The sequence below is a fragment of the Ornithinimicrobium sediminis genome (genome assembly GCF_021272345.1).
Classification (GTDB): domain Bacteria; phylum Actinomycetota; class Actinomycetes; order Actinomycetales; family Dermatophilaceae; genus Ornithinicoccus; species Ornithinicoccus sediminis_B.
In genome coordinates, this window is the sequence record NZ_JAJSDQ010000002.1 from 427,249 (window position 1) to 446,567 (window position 19,319).

The 19,319-nt window shown below is 71.6% G+C and carries 16 protein-coding genes; 10 read left to right on the plus strand and 6 right to left on the minus strand.

Annotated features, from left to right (window positions below; all coding sequences use genetic code 11):
* Positions 1-34: 34 nt before the first annotated feature.
* The 3 genes from LVO85_RS06430 to LVO85_RS06440 all read left to right on the plus strand — a co-directional run bounded on the left by LVO85_RS06430 (position 35) and on the right by LVO85_RS06440 (position 2,930).
* Positions 35-808, plus strand: coding sequence for a ComF family protein (locus LVO85_RS06430; protein WP_232746580.1), 774 nt, complete (start codon positions 35-37; stop codon positions 806-808).
* 131 nt (positions 809-939) lie between these two features.
* Positions 940-1,623 (plus strand): ribosome hibernation-promoting factor, HPF/YfiA family, encoded by a 684-nt coding sequence (gene hpf / locus LVO85_RS06435; protein WP_232746581.1) that lies wholly within the window; start codon positions 940-942, stop codon positions 1,621-1,623.
* Between the two features lie 107 nt (positions 1,624-1,730).
* A complete protein-coding gene (locus LVO85_RS06440; protein WP_232746582.1) occupies positions 1,731-2,930 on the plus strand; it encodes a winged helix-turn-helix domain-containing protein in 1,200 nt (399 codons plus the stop codon).
* A gap of 18 nt (positions 2,931-2,948) precedes the next feature.
* Here LVO85_RS06440 and LVO85_RS06445 read toward each other — a convergent pair whose 3' ends face one another.
* A complete protein-coding gene (locus LVO85_RS06445) occupies positions 2,949-4,130 on the minus strand; it encodes a GNAT family N-acetyltransferase (RefSeq protein WP_232746583.1) in 1,182 nt (393 codons plus the stop codon).
* A 46-nt stretch (positions 4,131-4,176) separates the two neighbouring features.
* Here LVO85_RS06445 and secA point away from each other — a divergent pair, with 46 nt between their 5' ends.
* Entirely contained in the window at positions 4,177-6,951 is a 2,775-nt protein-coding gene (secA, locus tag LVO85_RS06450; protein WP_232746584.1) for a preprotein translocase subunit SecA, read from the plus strand.
* 19 nt (positions 6,952-6,970) lie between these two features.
* On the opposite strand, the gene LVO85_RS06455 is transcribed toward secA, so the two are convergent.
* The gene (locus LVO85_RS06455; protein WP_232746585.1) at positions 6,971-7,480 is read right to left on the minus strand and encodes an Rv3235 family protein; all 510 of its coding nucleotides are present in this window, start codon (positions 7,478-7,480) and stop codon (positions 6,971-6,973) included.
* Entirely contained in the window at positions 7,477-8,205 is a 729-nt protein-coding gene (locus LVO85_RS06460; protein WP_232746586.1) for a LysM peptidoglycan-binding domain-containing protein, read from the minus strand. The genes LVO85_RS06455 and LVO85_RS06460 overlap by 4 nt, the downstream gene beginning before the upstream one ends.
* A gap of 123 nt (positions 8,206-8,328) precedes the next feature.
* Here LVO85_RS06460 and LVO85_RS06465 point away from each other — a divergent pair, with 123 nt between their 5' ends.
* On the plus strand, positions 8,329-8,892 hold the full coding sequence (locus tag LVO85_RS06465) for a hypothetical protein (RefSeq protein ID WP_232746587.1): 564 nt from the start codon (positions 8,329-8,331) through the stop codon (positions 8,890-8,892).
* Here the strand turns inward: LVO85_RS06465 and LVO85_RS06470 are convergent.
* Complete coding sequence (locus LVO85_RS06470) at positions 8,883-9,107, minus strand: helix-turn-helix domain-containing protein (protein ID WP_232746588.1); 225 nt, start codon at positions 9,105-9,107, stop codon at positions 8,883-8,885. The genes LVO85_RS06465 and LVO85_RS06470 overlap by 10 nt on opposite strands.
* A gap of 168 nt (positions 9,108-9,275) precedes the next feature.
* On the opposite strand from LVO85_RS06470, the gene LVO85_RS06475 reads away from it, so the two are divergent.
* From LVO85_RS06475 to pruA, 4 genes are all read left to right on the plus strand, one after another.
* Positions 9,276-9,941 carry a hypothetical protein gene (locus tag LVO85_RS06475; RefSeq protein WP_232746589.1) on the plus strand — a complete coding sequence of 222 codons (666 nt, stop codon included), beginning with the start codon at positions 9,276-9,278 and terminating at the stop codon, positions 9,939-9,941.
* Positions 9,938-11,257 carry an AAA family ATPase gene (locus LVO85_RS06480; RefSeq protein WP_232746590.1) on the plus strand — a complete coding sequence of 440 codons (1,320 nt, stop codon included), beginning with the start codon at positions 9,938-9,940 and terminating at the stop codon, positions 11,255-11,257. The genes LVO85_RS06475 and LVO85_RS06480 overlap by 4 nt, the downstream gene beginning before the upstream one ends.
* 64 nt (positions 11,258-11,321) lie before the next feature.
* The gene (locus LVO85_RS06485) at positions 11,322-11,753 is read left to right on the plus strand and encodes a DUF6912 family protein (protein ID WP_232746591.1); all 432 of its coding nucleotides are present in this window, start codon (positions 11,322-11,324) and stop codon (positions 11,751-11,753) included.
* Positions 11,754-11,784: 31 nt separating this feature from the next.
* Positions 11,785-13,413, plus strand: a complete 1,629-nt coding sequence (gene pruA, locus LVO85_RS06490; RefSeq protein WP_232746852.1) for an L-glutamate gamma-semialdehyde dehydrogenase — start codon at positions 11,785-11,787, stop codon at positions 13,411-13,413.
* A gap of 48 nt (positions 13,414-13,461) precedes the next feature.
* Here the strand turns inward: pruA and LVO85_RS06495 are convergent, their stop codons facing one another.
* Positions 13,462-13,956: a DUF2505 domain-containing protein gene (locus LVO85_RS06495; RefSeq protein ID WP_232746592.1), complete on the minus strand. Its 495-nt coding sequence runs from the start codon at positions 13,954-13,956 to the stop codon at positions 13,462-13,464.
* Complete coding sequence (locus LVO85_RS06500; protein WP_232746593.1) at positions 13,953-14,429, minus strand: hypothetical protein; 477 nt, start codon at positions 14,427-14,429, stop codon at positions 13,953-13,955. The genes LVO85_RS06495 and LVO85_RS06500 overlap by 4 nt, the downstream gene beginning before the upstream one ends.
* 91 nt (positions 14,430-14,520) lie before the next feature.
* Between LVO85_RS06500 and LVO85_RS06505 the strand changes: the two genes are divergently transcribed.
* On the plus strand, positions 14,521-19,314 hold the full coding sequence (locus LVO85_RS06505; RefSeq protein WP_232746594.1) for an NAD-glutamate dehydrogenase: 4,794 nt from the start codon (positions 14,521-14,523) through the stop codon (positions 19,312-19,314).
* Positions 19,315-19,319: the final 5 nt, after the last annotated feature.

The window sequence follows — 19,319 nt, forward strand, 5'->3', positions numbered from 1 at the left end:
GCCCGGTGTCCCCTCGGCGTGCCAGGGTGGCGGTATGCCGTCGCCCGCTCACCTGGCCCGCGGGCTGAGGGCGCTGGCGGACCTCTCCCTCCCGGTGGAGTGCGGCGGCTGCGGCTCGGCCGGCGTGCGCTGCTGCTCCTCGTGCGCCGGTGTCCTCCGGGTCGCCGTGCCCGTCCCGTGGTCACCCACACCGGCTCCCCCCGGGTTTCCCCCGGCCTGGGCCGCTCTGCCGTACAGCGGTCCGGTCCGCGGCTGCGTGGTCTCGTGGAAGGACGGTGGGCGCGCCGACCTGACCCAGCTCCTGGCGCCGGTGCTGGCCAGAAGCCTCGGCGTGGCCCTGCGGGACCACCGTCCATGGAGGGCCCGGCTGGCCGCCGGGGCACCGGTGGCGCTCGTGCCGGTGCCGTCGGCGGCCGCGGGAGCCCGCGCCCGCGGCTGGAGGCCGGTGGCCGAGCTCTGCGATACGGTGCTGTCCCGGCTGCCGGACGACCTCGCGGTGTGCCTGGTGCCCGCGCTGGTCATGACGGGCCGGGTGCGCGACCAGGCGGGGTTGCGGCGTTCCGACCGGCTGGACAACCTCACTGGCGCGATGAGGGTGCGCGAACGCCGTCTGGCCGGCCTCGAGGGGGCATGCGTGGTCGTGGTGGACGACGTCGTGACGACCGGTGCCACCCTGCGCGAGGCAGCACGAGCACTGGGGTCGGCGGGGGTCGAGGACGTGGTCGCGGTCACCCTCGCGGCCACCCACCGACGGCTCGACGCGCCGCCCGCGGGGGCAGCTCTACCGGCTGGTCCGGGCCGGGTCTAGGGTGGGGTCATGGGAAGACTTCCCGCACCGCAGACGCACCCCGACGGTGCTCCGGGACGGGGGTGGGGCCAGACGGTATGAGGGCACCTGGACGCCCACGACCTGCATCACATCCCTCACAAGGAGGACCCATGGACGTGACCGTGACCGGCCGGAAGAAGACGGTCTCCGACCGTTACCGCCGCCACCTCGAGGACAAGCTCGACAAGATCCCCCAGCTGGCCCCGCGCGTCTCGCGCACCGAGGTCGTGCTGACGCACGAGGCCAACCCGCGGCTGGCCAAGACGAGCGAGCGGGTGGAGATCACCTGCTACATCAAGCGCACCGTCGTGCGCGCCGAGGCGGCCGCGGACGACGAGTACGCCGCTCTCGACCTGGCCATGAGCAAGCTGACGGAGCGGCTTCGCAGGGCGCACGACAAGCGGCGGATCAGCCATAGCGGGAAGCACCGCCTGCCCTCGGTCGCCGAGGCGACGTTCGGCCTGCCCACCGACCCGCTGGGGTCTGCGGAGAGCGAGCCGGAGGAGGCGCGCGACCCGGCCGAGGCCGTCGACGAGGCCCTGGGCACCGAGGGGAACAGCCCGATCGAGCTGCGCGAGAAGACCCACTCGTCGGCGCCGATGACCGTCGGTCAGGCACTCAGCCGGATGGAGCTGGTGGGCCACGACTTCTTCCTGTTCCACGACGCCGACACCGGGCTGCCGAGCGTGGTCTACCGCAGGCGTGGCTGGTCCTACGGGGTGCTGCGGCTCGACGAGGCCCTGACCGAGACCGACGACTCCCACGACGAGGAGCAGGCCGCGGCAGCGGGCTGACCGTCGTCCGGCACGGTCCGGCGAGCGTCGGGTCTCCGAGGGGTGACCCGACGCTCGCCGTCGGTTTGGGCCGGTCCAGTCGGCTGCCCTCGCACTAGGGTCACCCCATGACCGCGACCGTGAGCCTGGCCCAGGCTCGGCGTATCGCCCTGGCGGCCCAAGGGTTCGCCGACCCACTGCCCGGTGGGAGGGTGACTCGTCGACATCTGCTCCGGGTCGTCGACCGCGTGCAGGTGGTGCAGATCGACAGTGTCAACGTAGTCGCACGCAGTCACTACCTCCCGTTCCTGTCCCGCCTCGGGCCCTATGACCGGAGCCTGCTCGACGGCCTTCGAGACGGACGTTCAGGTGGCCGGCCGCGCCCGCGGGGGCTGGTGGAGCACTGGGCCCATGAGGCGAGCCTCATCCCGCCCCAGACGTGGCCCTGGCTCGGGTTCCGGATGAGGGGGCCACGGGTCGACGCCTCGACCGCCGGCATCCGAGCCCGACATCCGGGGCTGCTGGAGGCCGTGGAGGAGGTCGTGCATGGCCATGGCCCGCTCACCGCGCGCGAGGTCGAGGCTCATCTCCCGCACGGGGCAGGCTCGCGGCGTGAGCACTGGGGGTGGAACTGGTCGGCGGTCAAGGTCTGCCTTGAGCACCTCTTCCGGGTCGGTGCCGTCACCAGCGCCGGACGGACGGCGCAGTTCGAGCGGCGATACGCACCGCTGACCCAGGTGCTCCCGCCCGAGGTGGTAGCCATGGCGCCGGGCGCTCCGGACGCACCCGACGACCTCACCTGCGCGGTCGAGCTCATGCGCAGGTCGGTCCGGGCACACGGCATCGGCACCGAGCTGTGCCTGCGTGACTACTTCAGGCTCGGCGCGGCTGCCGGGCGACAGGCGCTGCAGGTGCTCGAGCGTGCGGGAGAGGTCGAGGCCGTGCGGATCCAGGGGTGGGACCAGCCGGCCTACCTCGATGTCACTGCCAGGCGTCCACGCTCTGTCCCGGGGCGGGCGTTGCTGAGCCCGTTCGACTCCCTCGTGTGGCAGCGCCGGCGCACCGAGCGGCTGTTCGGCTTCCACTACCGACTCGAGATCTACGTGCCGGCTGCCCGCCGTGTGCACGGCTACTACGTGCTGCCCTTCCTCCTGGACGAGCAGCTGGTGGGACGGGTGGACCTCAAGGCCGACCGTGCGACGGGCATGCTGGTGGTCCGTGCGGTCCACCTCGAGGCGTCGGCGCCCTCGCACGCCGTCGACGATCTGCGCGCCGAGCTGGCCAGCACGGCACGGTGGCTGGGCCTGGAGCGCGTCGCGATGCCCTGAGGCCGTCCCCGCGCTCGGTCAGGGCAGGGCCAGCAGCTCATAGCGTGCGGTGTCCTCCGGGACGCCGTGGGACCGGCCCGTCCAGGTGGCGTGCTCCACACCCACGCGGTGGAAGCCGCTCCCCTCGAGAGCGCGTGCAGAGTCCGCGTCGTCGACCCCGATGGTCGCCCCGAGACGGTGCAGCCTGGGGACGGCCAGGCCCGTGCGGGGGAGCGCCGCCCCCTGCCCGAGGACCTGGCCGGCCACCGCGACCAGCCCGCCGAGGAGCAGCGGGGCCGCGTGGGTGCGGGGGTCTCCTGTCATCCACCAGCCGAGCTCGCCGCTCCCGCGACGGGCGCCGCTGCTCACCCGCAGGTGGAGGGCCCCTTGCGGCGGGCCGTCGTCGGCCCGGGCGACGCACCAGGTCACGCGGGAGGCGGACGCTGCGCCGGCACGGCAGGCGTCGAGCCACGAGGTGAAGGCTGGACCCTCCGCGGGCTGCCGGACGTCCTGCTCGCCGGCCGAGACGAGCGAGGTGGCGCCCGGCACCCGACCGGCGTCCCGGTCCTCCCATGGACGCAGCAGCACCGCGTCGCTCTCCAGACGCGGCGTCTCCCACCACGCGTGGGCAGGCGACTGCGGGTCCGCGGCGAGCCGGGTGCCCCACCACCCCTCCCGCGGGCCGTCGGGGTGCGGCGCGATGCCCCGGACCGTCCCCTCGACCCGAAAGCCCAGCCGCCAGGCCACCCGGCGAGAGGCCCAGTTGCCCACCTCGCTGCGCCAGTGGGCCACCTCCACCCGGTCGGTCGTGTGCGCGTGTCGCAGAGCCAGGCCCAGACCCAGGACCGCCAGTCCGCGTCCGCGTCGGGCGGGGTGGACCACGAACCCGACCTCGGCGCCACCGTGACCGTCGGGGACGTACTCCACGGTGCCCGCATAGGGAGCATGGCCCGGCTCTCCCTCGCCCAGGCCGATGGCCCAGCGGCGGGGCGTCGTCGCGGAGCGAGCGGCCCACTGCTCGCGCGCGGCACGGACCCTGGCCTGTGCCTGTTCGGGTCCGAACAGCGGCTCCGACGGTGTCCACCGCTGCGTCTGCGGGTCGCGCTCCTGTTCCACCAGCGCGGGGATGTCGTGCTCCGCCAGGGGGCGTAGGACGACCTCGCCCGAGCGCAGCACAGGTGCGGTCGCCGGACCGGCTCCGGTCTGCTCGTGCGTCGTCATCGGGCCTCCTGCCCCATCTGCTCCCCGAACGGCTTAGCCTAGGGGGGTGCCGAAACTGTTCGAGAAGCTCCTGCGCGCCGGTGAGGGCCGCACCCTGCGACGGCTCGAAGCCGTCGCCCAGCAGGTCAACGCCCTGGAACCCGACTTCGAGGGACTCTCCGACGCCGAGCTGCGCGCCGAGACCGACTCCTTCCGCAAGCGACTGGCCGACGGCGAGACCCTCGACGACCTCCTGCCCGAGGCCTTCGCCGCTGTCCGCGAGGCGTCCAAGCGCACCCTCGGCAAGCGGCACTTCGACGTGCAGATCATGGGAGGCGCGGCGTTGCACATGGGCAACGTGGCCGAGATGCGCACGGGTGAGGGCAAGACCCTCGTCGCGACCCTCCCGTCGTACCTCAACGCTCTCACCGGTGAGGGCGTTCACGTCGTCACGGTCAACGACTACCTGGCGGAGTACCAGTCCGAGCTGATGGGGCGCGTGCATCGTGCCCTGGGTCTGGAGACCGGCTGCATCCTCTCCGCGATGACGCCGACCCAGCGGCGAGCCGAGTACGCCAAGGACATCACGTACGGTACGAACAACGAGTTCGGCTTCGACTACCTGCGCGACAACATGGGGTGGTCCCTCGACGACCTGGTGCAGCGTGGGCACCACTTCGCGATCGTCGACGAGGTGGACTCCATCCTGATCGACGAGGCCCGCACGCCGCTGATCATCAGCGGTCCGGCCGACCAGGCGACGAAGTGGTACAACGAGTTCGCGAAGATCGCCCAGCGTCTGACACGCGGCGAGGACGGCACCGGCGACTACGAGGTCGACGAGAAGAAGAAGACCGTGGGGGTCCTCGAGGCCGGCATCGAGAAGGTCGAGGACTATCTCGGCATCGACAACCTCTACGAGAGCGCCAACACCCCGCTCATCGGCTACCTCAACAACGCCATCAAGGCCAAGGAGCTCTTCAAGGCCGACAAGGACTACGTCAACGTCGACGGCCAGATCATGATCGTCGACGAGCACACCGGCCGCATGCTGGCCGGACGGCGCTACAACGAGGGCATGCACCAGGCGATCGAGGCCAAGGAGGGGGTGGACATCAAGAACGAGAACCAGACCCTGGCCACGGTGACGCTGCAGAACTACTTCCGGATGTACGACAAGCTGGCCGGCATGACCGGCACGGCCCAGACGGAGGCTGCCGAGCTCCACCAGATCTACAAGGTGGGTGTGATCTCCATCCCCACCAACCGCCCCATGGTGCGTGCGGACAAGGCCGACCTGGTCTACCGCACCGAGGAGGCGAAGTTCGCGGCGGTCGTGGACGACATCGTCGAGCGTCACACCGAGGGCCAGCCCGTCCTCGTCGGGACGACGAGCGTCGAGAAGTCGGAGCACCTCTCCGAGCAGCTGCGACGGCGGGGCATCCCCCACGAGGTGCTCAACGCGAAGCAGCACGCCCGGGAGGCGGCCATCGTCGCCGAGGCAGGTCACAAGGGAGCCGTCACCGTGGCGACCAACATGGCAGGTCGCGGCACCGACATCATGCTCGGCGGCAACCCCGAGTTCATGGCTGTGCAGGACCTCAGACGGAGAGGGCTCGACCCGCACGAGACGCCCGAGGAGTACGAGGCAGCCTGGGACGCGGCCCTGGAGAGGGCGGAGTCCTCCGTCGCCGCCGAGCACGACGAGGTCAGTGATGTCGGCGGTCTCTACGTGCTGGGGACCGAGCGGCACGAGTCGCGGCGCATCGACAACCAGCTGCGCGGACGCGCCGGCCGCCAGGGCGACCCGGGCGAGAGCCGCTTCTACCTCTCCTTGCAGGACGACCTGATGCGGCTGTTCAACGCCGGCATGGTCGACCGGGTGATGTCGACCGCGGGCATGGACGACAACGTGCCGATCGAGTCCAAGGTGCTCAGCCGGTCCATCGCATCGGCTCAGAGCCAGGTCGAGGCCCAGCACTTCGAGACCCGCAAGAACGTCCTCAAGTACGACGACGTCCTCAACCGGCAGCGCGAGGTGATCTATGCCGAGCGGCGCAAGGTCCTGGCCGGCGCGGACCTGCACGAGCAGGTGCGGCACTTCATCAACGACGTCGTGGCCGACCACGTGCAGATCGCCAGCGGGCAGGGTTTCGTCGACGACTGGGACCTGGACGAGCTCTGGACGCAGCTGGGCCAGGTCTACCCGGTCGGCATCACGCGCGCGGACGTCGCCGCGGTGGCAGGAGGTGAGCAGGCGATCACTCCCGCTCTCCTGCTCGAGCAGCTGACCTCCGACGCCCAGCACGCCTACGACGAGCGCGAGGAGACCGTCGGGGATGAGCTGATGCGGGATGTCGAACGGCGCATCGTCCTGCAGGTGCTCGACCGCAAGTGGCGGGAGCACCTCTACGAGATGGACTACCTCAAGGAGGGCATCGGCCTGCGGGCCATGGCCCAGCGGGAGCCGCTCGTGGAGTACCAGCGTGAGGGCTACCAGCTCTTCCAGGCCATGATGGAGGCGATCAAGGAGGAGTCGGTCCGGTTCCTGTTCAACGCCGAGATCAAGAAGACCGACGCGGAGGGGCAGACCTCGTCCACTCCGGGGGCCGGTGTGCGGCTGGATGCATCCTCGGCCGCCGCCGCTGCCATGGCCGGTGGCGCCACCGGCGGCCTCGGGCAGCCGCGGCGCCCCACCGCACTGACGTACTCAGCCCCCAGCGAGGACGGCTCGGTGTCCGAACGGCGCGTGTCGGGAGACGGCACCCCGCTGTCCGGCAGCACCCCCCAGCGCTCCGGCAACCGGGCGGAGCGTCGCAAGGCGGGGCGCACCGGCCGCTGACGCCGGCGGTTCCGGGCCCTCAGCCCAGGTCGAACACCGTCACCACCCAGCGCCCGTCGACCCCCACCATCCGCAAGGCCAGGGCGCGCACGCGGGAGCTGTGGGTGACGACCGCCGAGATCTCGGCGACCCCGTCCGCCGGCTGGCTGCACAGGAGCGCACGGACCCGGACGGCATGCCGCTGCCGCTGCCGTCGACGTCGGGCCAGGACCCCTCGTCGTGCCAGACTCTCCCGCAGCTCCGGGCTGACCCTCCGAGTGAGCTGGTTGGCCGGCCTGACACCGTCGACCACCTCGAGGCAGACACGGATGATCTGCCTCGCCCAGGGGGCGGGGTCGGGCAGGTCCGCAGCCCGGGTGGCCTGGGGCCCGAAGTGCGGGTCGTGGTCGAGGGGGTGCACGTCGACGGCGAGCGTGCCCTGGACGTACTCCTCCTCTACGGGGGTGCTCCAGTCCGCTGGGGTGAGGACCACCACAGGAGGAGCACTCCGGGGGACGGGGAGCACTCTCAGCGGCGCCAGGACGCTCATCGGAGCTCTCCCTGCGGCCGCGGAGCGACGAGCTGCTGACCCGGAAGCACGAGGTCGGGGTCGTCGCCGATGACGCCGCGGTTCGCCTCGTGCCACCGGGGCCAGGCCGCCGCGATCTCCTCGGCCGTCGCGTCGGGGCCGAGGTGGTGCGCGGCGATGGACCACAGGGTGTCGCCACCGTGCACCACCACGGTCCGGTCCTGCGCGCTGCCCCGGCTGACCAGGTCCGGAGCATGAGCGGGCACGGGGGCAGCAGGTGGGGTCCACCCCGGGACGGGCACCTGCGTCGACTCGCGCGGCGCGTCGGGCACGGACGCCGCACCGGCCGCTGCCGCCGCGGTCGTGACCTGGACGGTCGTCTGCCCTGTCGCCGCGGCCCCCGTCGCGGGTGTGGCCAGGCTGACAGCCAGCAGGACCGCCGCCGCGCGCGGCGCCCAGCCAGGCGCGGGGACCCGCGCCTGGGGATGTCCTGCTCTGCGCGGCATGACCGCCAGAGCGCCGACCAGCGCCGCCCAGGCGCAGGCGCCGGCACAGACGGTGCTGACCGCCGACACCAGGACGAGCATGCCCGCCTCGACCTCCACCGGGTGCCCGTGCCCGGCCGAGCCCAGACCGGTCCAGGTCAGCTGTGCCGTCCACCCAGCCAGCACCAGCATCCCCCCGGTGACCGCCAGCCCCAGCGCGGCCGCCCGGCCCGACTGCGGCACCTGCTCCGCTCGTCCCATGTCTGTCCCCAATGCGTTCGTTTGCGTCCGTTTGCGTTCATATCAAACCAGATGCGACGCATCGCGCAAGAGGGTGTGGACGCCAGCTGCTCGAGGACCCCCGGTTGTTGAGAGACTGCCGACATGCGCTGGTCCCTGCTCTTCGACGACCTCGAGGCACAGCTGGCGGAGGTCGACCGCGTGGAGCTCGGGCTCGAGGTCGCCGAGCACGTGCGTGCGGAGCGAGGGCAGGTCGCGCTGGCAGACCGGCTCGCCGCATCCGTCGGCGCGACGGTGCGGCTGCGCGTGCGCGGGGCCGGCACCGTCGTGGGGGTGCTCGTGGAGGTGGGGTCCGGCTGGTGCGTCCTGCAGACCTCGGTGGCCGGGCCCGAGCGGCGCCGACCGGTCCTCGTGGCACTCCCGGCGGTGTCGACGCTCGGCGGGCTGCCGGTCCGCGCGGACCGGCCGGCCACCCATGCTCCGCGTCGGCTGGACCTGAGGCACGCGCTCCGGGCGCTCAGCCGGGACCGGGCCGTGGTCCGCCTGGTGGACGTCGACGGGGCGGACCTGACGGGGACCATCGACCGGGTGGGTCTGGACCATCTCGACCTCGCCGACCACCCCGACGACGTCCCCCGTCGTCCCGGGGCCGTTCGCCTGTACCATGCCGTGCCCTTCACGGCCGTCGCGGCCGTGCGTCAGGTGTGAGGGCGGCTGTCCTCGTCCCGGGAGATGAACTCCCGGGTCTGCTCGTACATGCGCTGGATGTAGGCCTCGAGCTCGCTCTGCTCCACCCGCCAGGCCCCTCGACCGCCGATCTTGATGGCAGGCAGGTCACCGCTGCGGACCAGCGCCTTGGTCTGCGCCATCGTGACGTTGAGGATCTCCGAGACGTCCGTGAGCGTCAGGAAGCGTCGCTCCACAGCGGGTCCTCCTTCGATGCGCACCGGACAGGGCTGCGGCGATTCTATGGCGCGTGGTCGCACGGCCGCGCGGGCGCTGTGGACACCGGTGCCGGCCAGGGTGGAGCAGCCCCGCATAATGTCTGCGGTCCCGCTGCGGCGGGGAGGGATCATCAGGGAGGGAACACCATGTCCGAGGTTGCTGTGCCCCAGGCCCGTCGTCTGCAACGACCGGGCTGGCGGGATGTCCGTCTGGTGGTGGGCGTGCTGCTCGTCCTCCTCTCCGTCCTGGCCGGTGCCCGGCTGGTCGCGGCGGTGGACGACAGGACGCCGGTCTACGCCGCGGCGCGGACGCTCCTACCTGGCCAGGAGGTCATGGCCGCCGACCTGGTGCCTGTCCCGGTGCAGATGGACGACTCGCTGCCGGCCTACCTCGACGGGTCCCGCGGACTGGAGCCGGGCACCTTCGCCCTGCGTGCCGTGGAGCAGGGCGAGCTGGTGCCGGCGGCCGCCCTGGGCACTGCGCGCGAGGCGAAGGACAAGACCGTGACGGTGCCGGTGGACCCGGCGGCTGCCTCGACGCTGGGAGCGGGCACGGTCGTCGACGTCTGGGTGAGCCGCCGCGACCCGGACGAGGCCGGGGTGCGCTACCTGGAGCCGGAGCTGCTGCTGGAGCAGGCCGTGGTGGCGCAGGTGCCGTCGGAGACGGGTGCTCTCGGGATGGGGGTCGGTCGCGCCGCGGTCCAGGTCGTCGTCCCCGCCGACGAGGTGGCCGCCGTCATCGCCGGTGTCGACCAGGAGGCTCGGATGACGCTCGTCCCGGCGCCGCGGGCTGCGCAGGGACCGGGCCGATGACGCTGCCGGCGCTCACCGCGGTCACGCATCGGTGGGAGAGCGACCTCGCGGCCCATCTCGACCGCAGCGGCCACGTCCATGTCGCGCGGCGCTGTGCGGACCTCGCCGAGCTGCTGGGCTGTGCTGCCGCCGGCATCGCCCGCGTCGCCGCGGTCTCGGTCGACCTCCGCGGCCTGGACGCCTCGACGGTGGCCGAGCTCGGTGGCTACGGGGTCCGTGTCCTCGGGGTCCACCCGCCCGCGGACGAGGTCGGCGCCCGGACGCTGCGCCGGTGGGGGGTGAGCGAGGTGGTGAGCGCCGACGCCGGCTTCGAGGTGGTCGAGGCCGCGCTCGCTGTGGTCGTGAGCGAGCCCGCCGTGCGCGTGCCCGAGGCAGGGTCACCCCTCCTGGCACCGGCCGACCCGAGGCCCGCTGCGGACCCGGAGGGCGGGGACGGCGGTGTCGAGGGACGGGACCCGGCCGGGCCGGACGGCGGTCGGGGGAGCATCGTCACTGTCTGGGGTCCTACGGGCGCCCCGGGCCGCACCACCGTGGCGGTCAACCTGGCTGCCGAGCTCGGCACCCCCGACGCGCCGAGCCTGCTCGTGGACGCCGACACCTACGGCGCGGCTGTCGCCCAGTGCCTCGGTGTGCTGGACGAGGCTCCGGGGCTGGCGGCGGCTGTGCGGGCAGCGGACCAGGGGTTGCTGGACCGCCCGGCGCTGGCCCGGCTCGCCCCCCAGGTGCAGCCGGGGGTGCGTGTCCTGACCGGCCTGCCAAGGGCGGACCGCTGGCCCGAGCTGCGGGAGCACGCCGTGGCCGACGTCCTGCAGGAGTGCACGAGGCTCGCACGGTGGACGGTCGTGGACGCCGGGTTCTGCCTCGAACGTGACGAGGAGCTCTCCTTCGACACCGCGGCGCCGCGCCGCAACGGTGCCTCACTGGCCGCCGTCTCGGCTGCCGACACTGTCGTCGTGGTCGGCCGTGCGGACCCTGTGGGCCTCCAGCGGCTGGTCAGAGCGGTGGACGAGCTGGCCGCGCACACCGTCGCTCCGCAGACGGTGGTCGTCAACAGGGTGCGAGCCGCCGCCGTCGGCCGGGACCCGGACCGACGCATCCGTGATGCGCTGCAACGCTTCGCGGGGGTGTCCCGGATCCACGTCGTGCCCGACGACCCCGCCGCTGTGGATACCGCACTGCTCCGGGGACGCACCCTGGCAGAGACACGTCCGGGGAGCCCGGCGCACCAGGCGATCGTGCGGCTTGCGGACGGTCTTCGCGGACCGGTGGCCGAGCGCCGGAGGCGGCGTCGTGCCCACCGATGGCGTGCTTCCTGAAAAAGTCTGCAAGCATGGCGGACGTGACACCACGTGCGAGTGCGGCCTACCTGCCGATGAGCCGATGACGGCCCCCGTCACACGGCTGTACCTGCCTTTGCGGCCGGAACAGGTCCTCGCCCTCCGCGAGGACCGTCGTCTCGAGCCGCCCCTGACGGCATTCGCCGTCACCCAGGACATGAGGGACGCCCGTCCCGACGCGGACGCGGAGGAGTGGGAGTACGCCGCGCTGCAGCAGGCAGCCGGCCACGCGCACGCCGCCGGCCAGCCGGTGATCGTCGCGGCGGCCGACGTGGAGACCGACCAGGTGGACAGCGACTCAGGGACGAGTGCCAGGGTAGAGGTTAGCGGCACGGTGACCCTGCCGCGCGTGGCGGCTCTCCACGTCGGCGACGACGTGGTGGCCGACGGCCTGGTCATCGACCCGGACAGCCAGGAGATCGAGCTCTCCTGGTACGACACGACGGAGCTGGACCACCTCGTGGACCTGCTCTGAGCACCGACGACGCATGGGAGACCCGCACGACATGGATGCCATCACCACTGTTCCCGAGCCCTTCAACGAGCCGGTCCGCCAGTACGCCCCCGGCACCGCCGAGCGGGCGGAGCTGGAGTCGGCCCTGGCCGATGTCGCCACCCACCCCGTCGACCTGCCGCATGTGATCGGCGGGAGCCGGGTGGCCGGTGCGGGCGAGGCGATCGACGTCGTGCAGCCGCACGCCCACAGCGAGGTGCTCGGCACGCTGCGCAACGCCACGCACGACGACGCCCGCGCGGCGATCGACGCGGCCAACGCTGCCGCGCCGGCCTGGCGCGCGCTGTCCTTCGACGACCGCGCAGCGATCCTGCTGAAGGCCGCGGAGCTGGTCTCGGGGCCCTGGCGGGCGAGGATCAACGCAGCGACCATGCTGGGCCAGTCCAAGACACCGATCCAGGCCGAGATCGACGCCGCGTGCGAGCTCATCGACTTCTGGCGGTTCAACGTCCACTTCGCCCGCGAGCTTCTCGCCGAGCAGCCGCTGCGCAACTCGACCGGTGTGTGGAACCGGCTGGAGCACCGTCCGCTCGAGGGCTTCGTCTACGCGGTCACACCGTTCAACTTCACGGCCATCGCCGGCAACCTGCCGACGGCACCTGCCCTGATGGGCAACACGGTGGTCTGGAAGCCGGCCGCGACCCAGCAGCGTGCGGCCTCGATGATCATGGAGGTCCTCGAGGAGGCCGGCATGCCCCCCGGAGTGATCAACATGCTGACGGGCCACGGCAAGGAGATCTCCGACGTGGCCCTGACCCATCCCGACCTGGCCGGGATCCACTTCACCGGGTCGACCCCCGTCTTCCGGATGTTCTGGACGGAGATCGGCCGCAACATCGCCGACTACAAGGCCTACCCGCGCATCGTGGGAGAGACGGGCGGCAAGGACTTCATCGTGGCGCACCCGTCGGCCGACCCGGGCATCCTGGTCACCGCCATGGTGCGAGGGGCGTTCGAGTACCAGGGGCAGAAGTGCTCGGCGGCCTCACGCGCCTACGTGCCCGAGTCGCTGTGGAGCCAGGTCAAGGACGAGCTGGTCGAGACGACCGACTCCATCCCCGTCGGCGACGTCCGCGACTTCGACAACTTCATGGGCGCCGTCATCGACGACCGCGCCTTCGCCAAGCACAAGGCCGTGATCGACGCGGCGCAGGCGGACCCGGCCGTGGAGATCGTGGCGGGAGGCACCTACGACGACAGCGTCGGCTACTTCGTGCGGCCCACGGTGGCCGTGGTCACGGATCCTGAGCACGAGATGCTGCGGGAGGAGTACTTCGGCCCCATCCTGGCGGTCCACGTCTACCCTGACGAGGACTACGACGCCGTCCTGGACCAGATGGAGTCCGTCGCCAAGTACGCCCTCACCGGCTCGATCATGGCGCGGGACCGAGCGGTCATCGCCGACGCCACCAGCCGCCTCCGCTTCGCTGCCGGCAACTTCTACATCAACGACAAGCCGACCGGGGCGGTCGTCGGACAGCAGCCCTTCGGCGGTGCGCGAGCCTCCGGCACCAACGACAAGGCCGGCTCGGCAGCCAACCTGATGCGATGGATGAGCCACCGCGTCATCAAGGAGACCTTCGACGCCCCGAGGGGCTACCGCTACCCGCACATGGGCTGATCCTCCGTGGAGTCCCGTGGCCCTCCTCGGCGAGGGCCACGGGAGGTCTCACTCGGGTGCGAGCCACTCCTGCCCCAAGGACTTCTCCAGGGCCACGGCTCGGGTGACGACCGGCTTGACGGCCTCCTCGACGCGAGCCCCGAACAGCGGCACGTGTGCCTTGAGCTCACCGTCGACCAGGTGGACGGTGCCGGCTCCTCCCGGGGTGAGGTGGATGCCGCCGGTCATCTCGACAGGAGTGCCTTCGACGTCCAGGGTGTAGGCGGCCTGGCGGCTGCCGTCCTCGTCGGCCGGGCCCCACTGCATCGTCTCGACGACCGCGAGGCTGGAGCCCACGAACCCCTTGACGGCATCGGGGAACTCCTCGGTCGTCATCCGTCGGCGGGTGACGACGATGAGGCCGTCCGGGACCTCCTCGAGCGTGACCTCGTGCTCGGTGCTGCCGCTGCGGCGACACCGCTCGTGCTGGTAGTCCGCGTCGACCAGCATCGCGTAGACCCGGGTGGGGTCGGCCGTGTGCTCGATGCGCTCGGTGATCCTCATGAGGACAACGTATCCGGCGGCTGCAGGCAGCGGTGGCAGCGACGCAGCGTGCGGTGGACCCCGAGAAGGACTGAGCGTGGCCGGCTGCCCGGGGTGGCGACCGCCAGGCGCTGCAGCGCGTCGGCGAGGTCGGCCAGGCACTGCAGGAGGTCGGTCCGCAGGGTCGACGACGGATGCGGTGGGCAGGGTGTCAGCCGGAGCACCTCGCTGCGGACGCGGCGCAGGGAGGCTGCAGCGGCACTGCAGGAGGGCCGACCGATGTGCCCGTGGGCGCCGCTCTCGGGCGGCACGGAGGTCGCGGTGCTCGGGCTGACCCGACCATCGGCAAGGTCGACCACGGCGTGTGATGCCGCGTCGACCACCGCCGCCAGCAACGCGTGCGTGCGGGCCTCTCCGACCTCGGCGTGGACGGAGGCCAGGTCGTCGACGAGCAGGAGCAACCGCCGCGGGTCGGCGGCCGGCGCTGTCGACATGGCTGCCACTCTAGGCGCGCGGGGCTAGGCTCGGGGTGCTGGTGCACAGGGACGTGCACCGTAGGGTCGAGGATCAGGAGTTGTCACCGCCATGTCATCGGAGCAGACGCTCGTCCACCGTTTCTTCCTCCACGTCGCGGAGGCCGACCTCGAGGGCCGGGACCAGGTGTCGCTGACGGCGATCGCCCGGGCCGCGCGTGCTCTGTCGGCGTCCAGGACGGACGACCAGGCGGTGGTCTGCGTCGTCAACCCCTCGCGTGAGGACGGCTGGACCAGCCGCCACACCGTGGTGCAGGCATGCATGGACGACATGCCCTTCCTGGTCGACTCCGTGCTGGGGGAGCTGCGGCAGCGCAACCTGGCCGTCCACCTGCTCGTGCACCCGCAGATGGTCGTGCGTCGTGACGAGGACGGCGGTGTGGAGGTCGTCGACGTCGACCCGCTGGAGGCGCCCGAGGGCACGAGGACCGAGTCGTGGATGTACCTCGAGATCGACCGCATCCCCGGTGCGGGCGAGCGCGAGGAGCTGCAGCAGCGGCTGGAGGTGGTCCTGGGGGACGTCCGGCGCGCCTGCGAGGACTGGCGCCTGATGCGTCGTACCTGCCTCGACATCGTCGACGACCTGCGCGCCGGGGTGCCTGACACGGTGGACCCGTCCACCGTCGAGCCGACGATCGAGTTCCTCACCTGGCTGGAGGACGACCACTTCACCTTCCTCGGCTACCGCGAGTACGACCTGGTCGAGCACGAGGGGGAGCCCGCGCTGCGCTCGGTGCCCGGTTCCGGGCTGGGCATCCTGCGGGACAGCGGGACCGAGCCGACGGTCAGCCGCCTGCAGCCGGAGGCGCAGCGGACCGCGACCGAGCCGCGCCTGCTGACCATCACCAAGGCCAACTCCCGCTCCACCGTGCACCGGCCCGTCTACCTCGACTACATCGGTCTGCGCCGCTTCGACGACGAGGGCAGGGTGGTGGCTGAGCGCCGCTTCCTGGGCCTCTTCACTGCGGGAGCGTACGCCGAGTCGGTCACACGGCTGCCGATCATCGGAGGCAAGGTCAGGCACATCCTGGAGACCAGCGGTTTCGCCCCTGACAGCCACTCCGGCAAGGACCTGCTCGGGGTCCTGGAGTCCTATCCCCGTGACGAGCTCTTCCAGGCGGATGCGGACACGCTGAGCGGCATCGCGCACGAGGTGCTGCACCTGCAGGAGCGTCGCCGGTCCAAGCTGTTCGTCAGGCCGGACGAGTTCGGCCGCTTCGTCTCGGCGCTGCTCTACATCCCCCGGGACCGCTACACCACCGCGGTTCGTCTGCGCATGGAGGACCTGCTCAAGGAGGCCTACCGCGGCGAGTCGGTCGACTACCGCACGCGGGTGTCCGAGTCTGCGCTGGCGCAGCTGCACTTCGTCATCCACATGCCCCGCGGAGGGGACATCCCGGACGTCGACGTCGATGCCCTGCAGGAGCGGCTGCTCGACGCCACGCGGACGTGGGCGGAGCGGCTCGCGGAGGTGGTGGAGGGGCACTACGACGACGACGGCGTGGCCGGCGACGTGCTGGCCAGCTACGCGCGGGCCTTCCCCGAGGCCTACAAGGAGGACTTCGACGCGACGACGGCCTTCCACGACCTCAAGCACCTCGCCGAGCTCGACGAGGACCGTGACCTGTCGGACCTGCGCCCGCACCTGTATGCCGAGCCCGGCGCGACGCCGGAGCTGAGGCGGCTCAAGGTCTACCGACGCGAGGAGATGTCGCTGACCGATGTCCTGCCCGCCTTCGCGCACCTCGGCGTGGAGGTCACCGACGAGCGCCCGTACGAGCTGGAGGCGGCCGACGGGAGCAGCTACATCTACGACTTCGGTCTGCGGGTCACGGACCCGCGGGTCTGGGAGGCCCGCGGCACCGCGGGCGAGGTGGCGGCTGCGTTCGAGGACGCGTTCGCGGCCGTCCGGGACGGGCAGGCCGAGAGCGACTCCCTCAACTCGCTGGTGCTCACCGCGGGGCTCGGGTGGCGCGACGTGGTCATCGTGCGCGCCCTCGTGCGCTACCTGCGGCAGGTCACCAGCTTCAGCCTCGACTACATCGAGGAGGCGTTCACGAGCAACCCCGGCATCTCCCGGCTGGTGGTCGAGCTCTTCCGCGTGCGCTACGACCCCGACCTCGAGGCCGGTCTCGCCGACGACCGGCACGCGGCGGCCGAGGAGGTCGGGGCGCGGATCCACGACGCCCTGGACGACGTCGCCAGCCTCGACCAGGACCGGATCGTGCGGTTCGTGGTGGAGGTGCTGCAGGCGACGGTGCGGACCAACTTCTACCAGCGCTCCGCCGACGGACGTCCGCACCCTCACGTGAGCCTGAAGATCCTGCCACGTCAGGTCGAGGGGCTCCCCGAGCCGCGCCCTGCCTTCGAGATCTGGGTCTACTCACCGCAGGCCGAGGGAGTCCACCTGCGCTTCGGCCAGGTGGCACGCGGAGGCCTGCGCTGGAGCGACCGTCGAGAGGACTTCCGCACCGAGGTGCTCGGGCTGGTGAAGGCCCAGATGGTCAAGAACGCCGTCATCGTGCCGACGGGGTCCAAGGGCGGGTTCTTCGCCAAGCAGCTGCCCGACCCGTCGGTGGACCGCCGAGCCTGGATGGACGAGGGTGTGTCGGCCTACAAGACGTTCATCCGCGGGCTGCTGGACGTCACCGACAACCGGGACGGCTCCACGGTCGTGCCCCCGGACCGGGTGGTGCGTCACGACGGTGACGACCCCTATCTCGTGGTGGCCGCCGACAAAGGCACCGCGTCCTTCTCGGACATCGCCAACGGCGTCGCGCGGGAGTACGGCTTCTGGCTGGACGACGCCTTCGCCTCCGGTGGGTCGGCGGGGTATGACCACAAGGGGATGGGCATCACGGCACGTGGCGCGTGGGAGTCGGTCAAGCGGCACTTCCGCGAGATGGGGCTCGACACCCAGGCGGAGGACTTCACGGTGGTCGGCGTGGGGGACATGAGCGGTGACGTCTTCGGCAACGGCATGCTGCTGTCGGAGCACATCCGTCTGGTCGCGGCCTTCGACCACCGTCATATCTTCCTCGACCCGCAGCCGGACGCGAGGACCTCGTATGCCGAGCGTCGTCGCCTCTTCGAGCTGTCCGGGTCGAGCTGGGCGGACTACGACACCGACCTCATCAGCGAGGGCGGCGGCGTCTACCCGCGCTCGGCCAAGTCGGTGCCGGTCAGCGCCCAGGTCAGGAAGGCTCTCGGTCTGCCCGACGACACCGAGGCCATGAGTCCGACGGACCTGCTGCGGGCCATCCTCCTGGCGCCGGTCGACCTGCTCTGGAACGGCGGCATCGGCACCTATGTCAAGGCGTCCCGCGAGAGCGCAGCCGAGATCGGGGACCGGAGCAACGACGCGATCCGGGTGGACGGGGCCGACCTGCGGGTCAAGGTCATCGGCGAGGGCGGCAACCTCGGCTTCAGCCAGCTGGGCCGCATCGAGGCCGCAGCGCACGGGGTGCGCATCAACACCGACGCGATCGACAACTCCGCGGGCGTCGACACCTCCGACCACGAGGTGAACATCAAGATCGCCCTGACCCCGCTGGTCAAGAGCGGCGAGATGACCCCGGAGTCGCGTGACGAGCTGCTCTCCTCGATGACCGAGGAGGTCGCGCGCAAGGTCCTGCGGCACAACTACGAGCAGAACGTGCTCATCGGCAACGCACGGGACCAGGGCGGTGGCATGCTCACCGTGCACCAGCGACTGATGCGGTACCTCACCGAGCGGGTGGGTCTGGACCCTGCGCTGGAGTTCCTGCCGGACGGCGCCGAGCTGCGGCGGCGCGCCCGGGACCGGGAGGGCCTGACCTCCCCGGAGTTCTCGGTGCTGGTCGCCTACGCGAAGCTCTCGCTCAAGGATGACCTGCTGGAGTCCGAGATCCCGGACGACCCGTTCATGGTCTCGACCCTCCTCACCTACTTCCCGGAGCCGTTGCGGGAGCGTGCCAGGGATGAGCTCGAGCAGCACCCCCTGCGCCGTCAGATCGTCGTCAACGAGATCGCCAACGCCATCGTCAACCGGGGAGGGATCACCTTCGTCTTCCGGGCGATCGAGGAGACCGGTGCCACCTCGACGCAGATCGCCCGTGCGTTCGTCGTGTGCCGTGAGGTGTTCGACCTGGCCGGCTTCGTGACCCAGGTCGAGGCGCTCGACAACAAGGTCCCCACAGCCGTCCAGACCGAGCTCTACCTGGAGTTCCGCCGGCTCATGGACCGCTCGGTCCGATGGTTCCTCAACAACCGGTCGCTGAGCAGGGACATGGCCGCAGAGATCGAGCGCTTCGCGGGTCCGGTGCAGGACCTGGTGCCGCACATCGGGCAGATGCTGCAGGGGACGGAGCGCGAACGGTATACGGCGCAGTGCCAGGAGCTCGTCGACAAGGGTGTGCCCGAGGACCTCGCCCGGCGGTATGCAGGCCTGCTCGACTCCTTCTCCCTGCTGGACGCTGCGGAGCTGGCGCGCACGGCCGACGGCGACGTGCGCCAGGTGGCTGAGGCCTACTTCGCGGTCTCCGAGGCGTTCGGCATCGATGCCCTGCTCACCCAGGTCTCCCATCTCCCGCGCGCGGACCGTTGGGCCTCCCTTGCCCGGGGGGCGGTGCGTGACGACCTCTACGGCGTGATGCGTGCGCTCACCCGGGCGGTCCTGGAAGGCACGGGCGCGGATCGGCCCGCGCCGGCACGGGTGCGCGCGTGGATGGACGACCAGCGTGAGGCCCTCCAGCGGGTCGGTCAGGTGCTCTCGACGGTCCGCGGGCTGGAGGAGCCCGGCCTCGCGCCGGTGTCGGTCGCCCTGCGCACGCTGCGCGGACTCGTGCGCCAGGGGACCGCGGACTAGGGCTA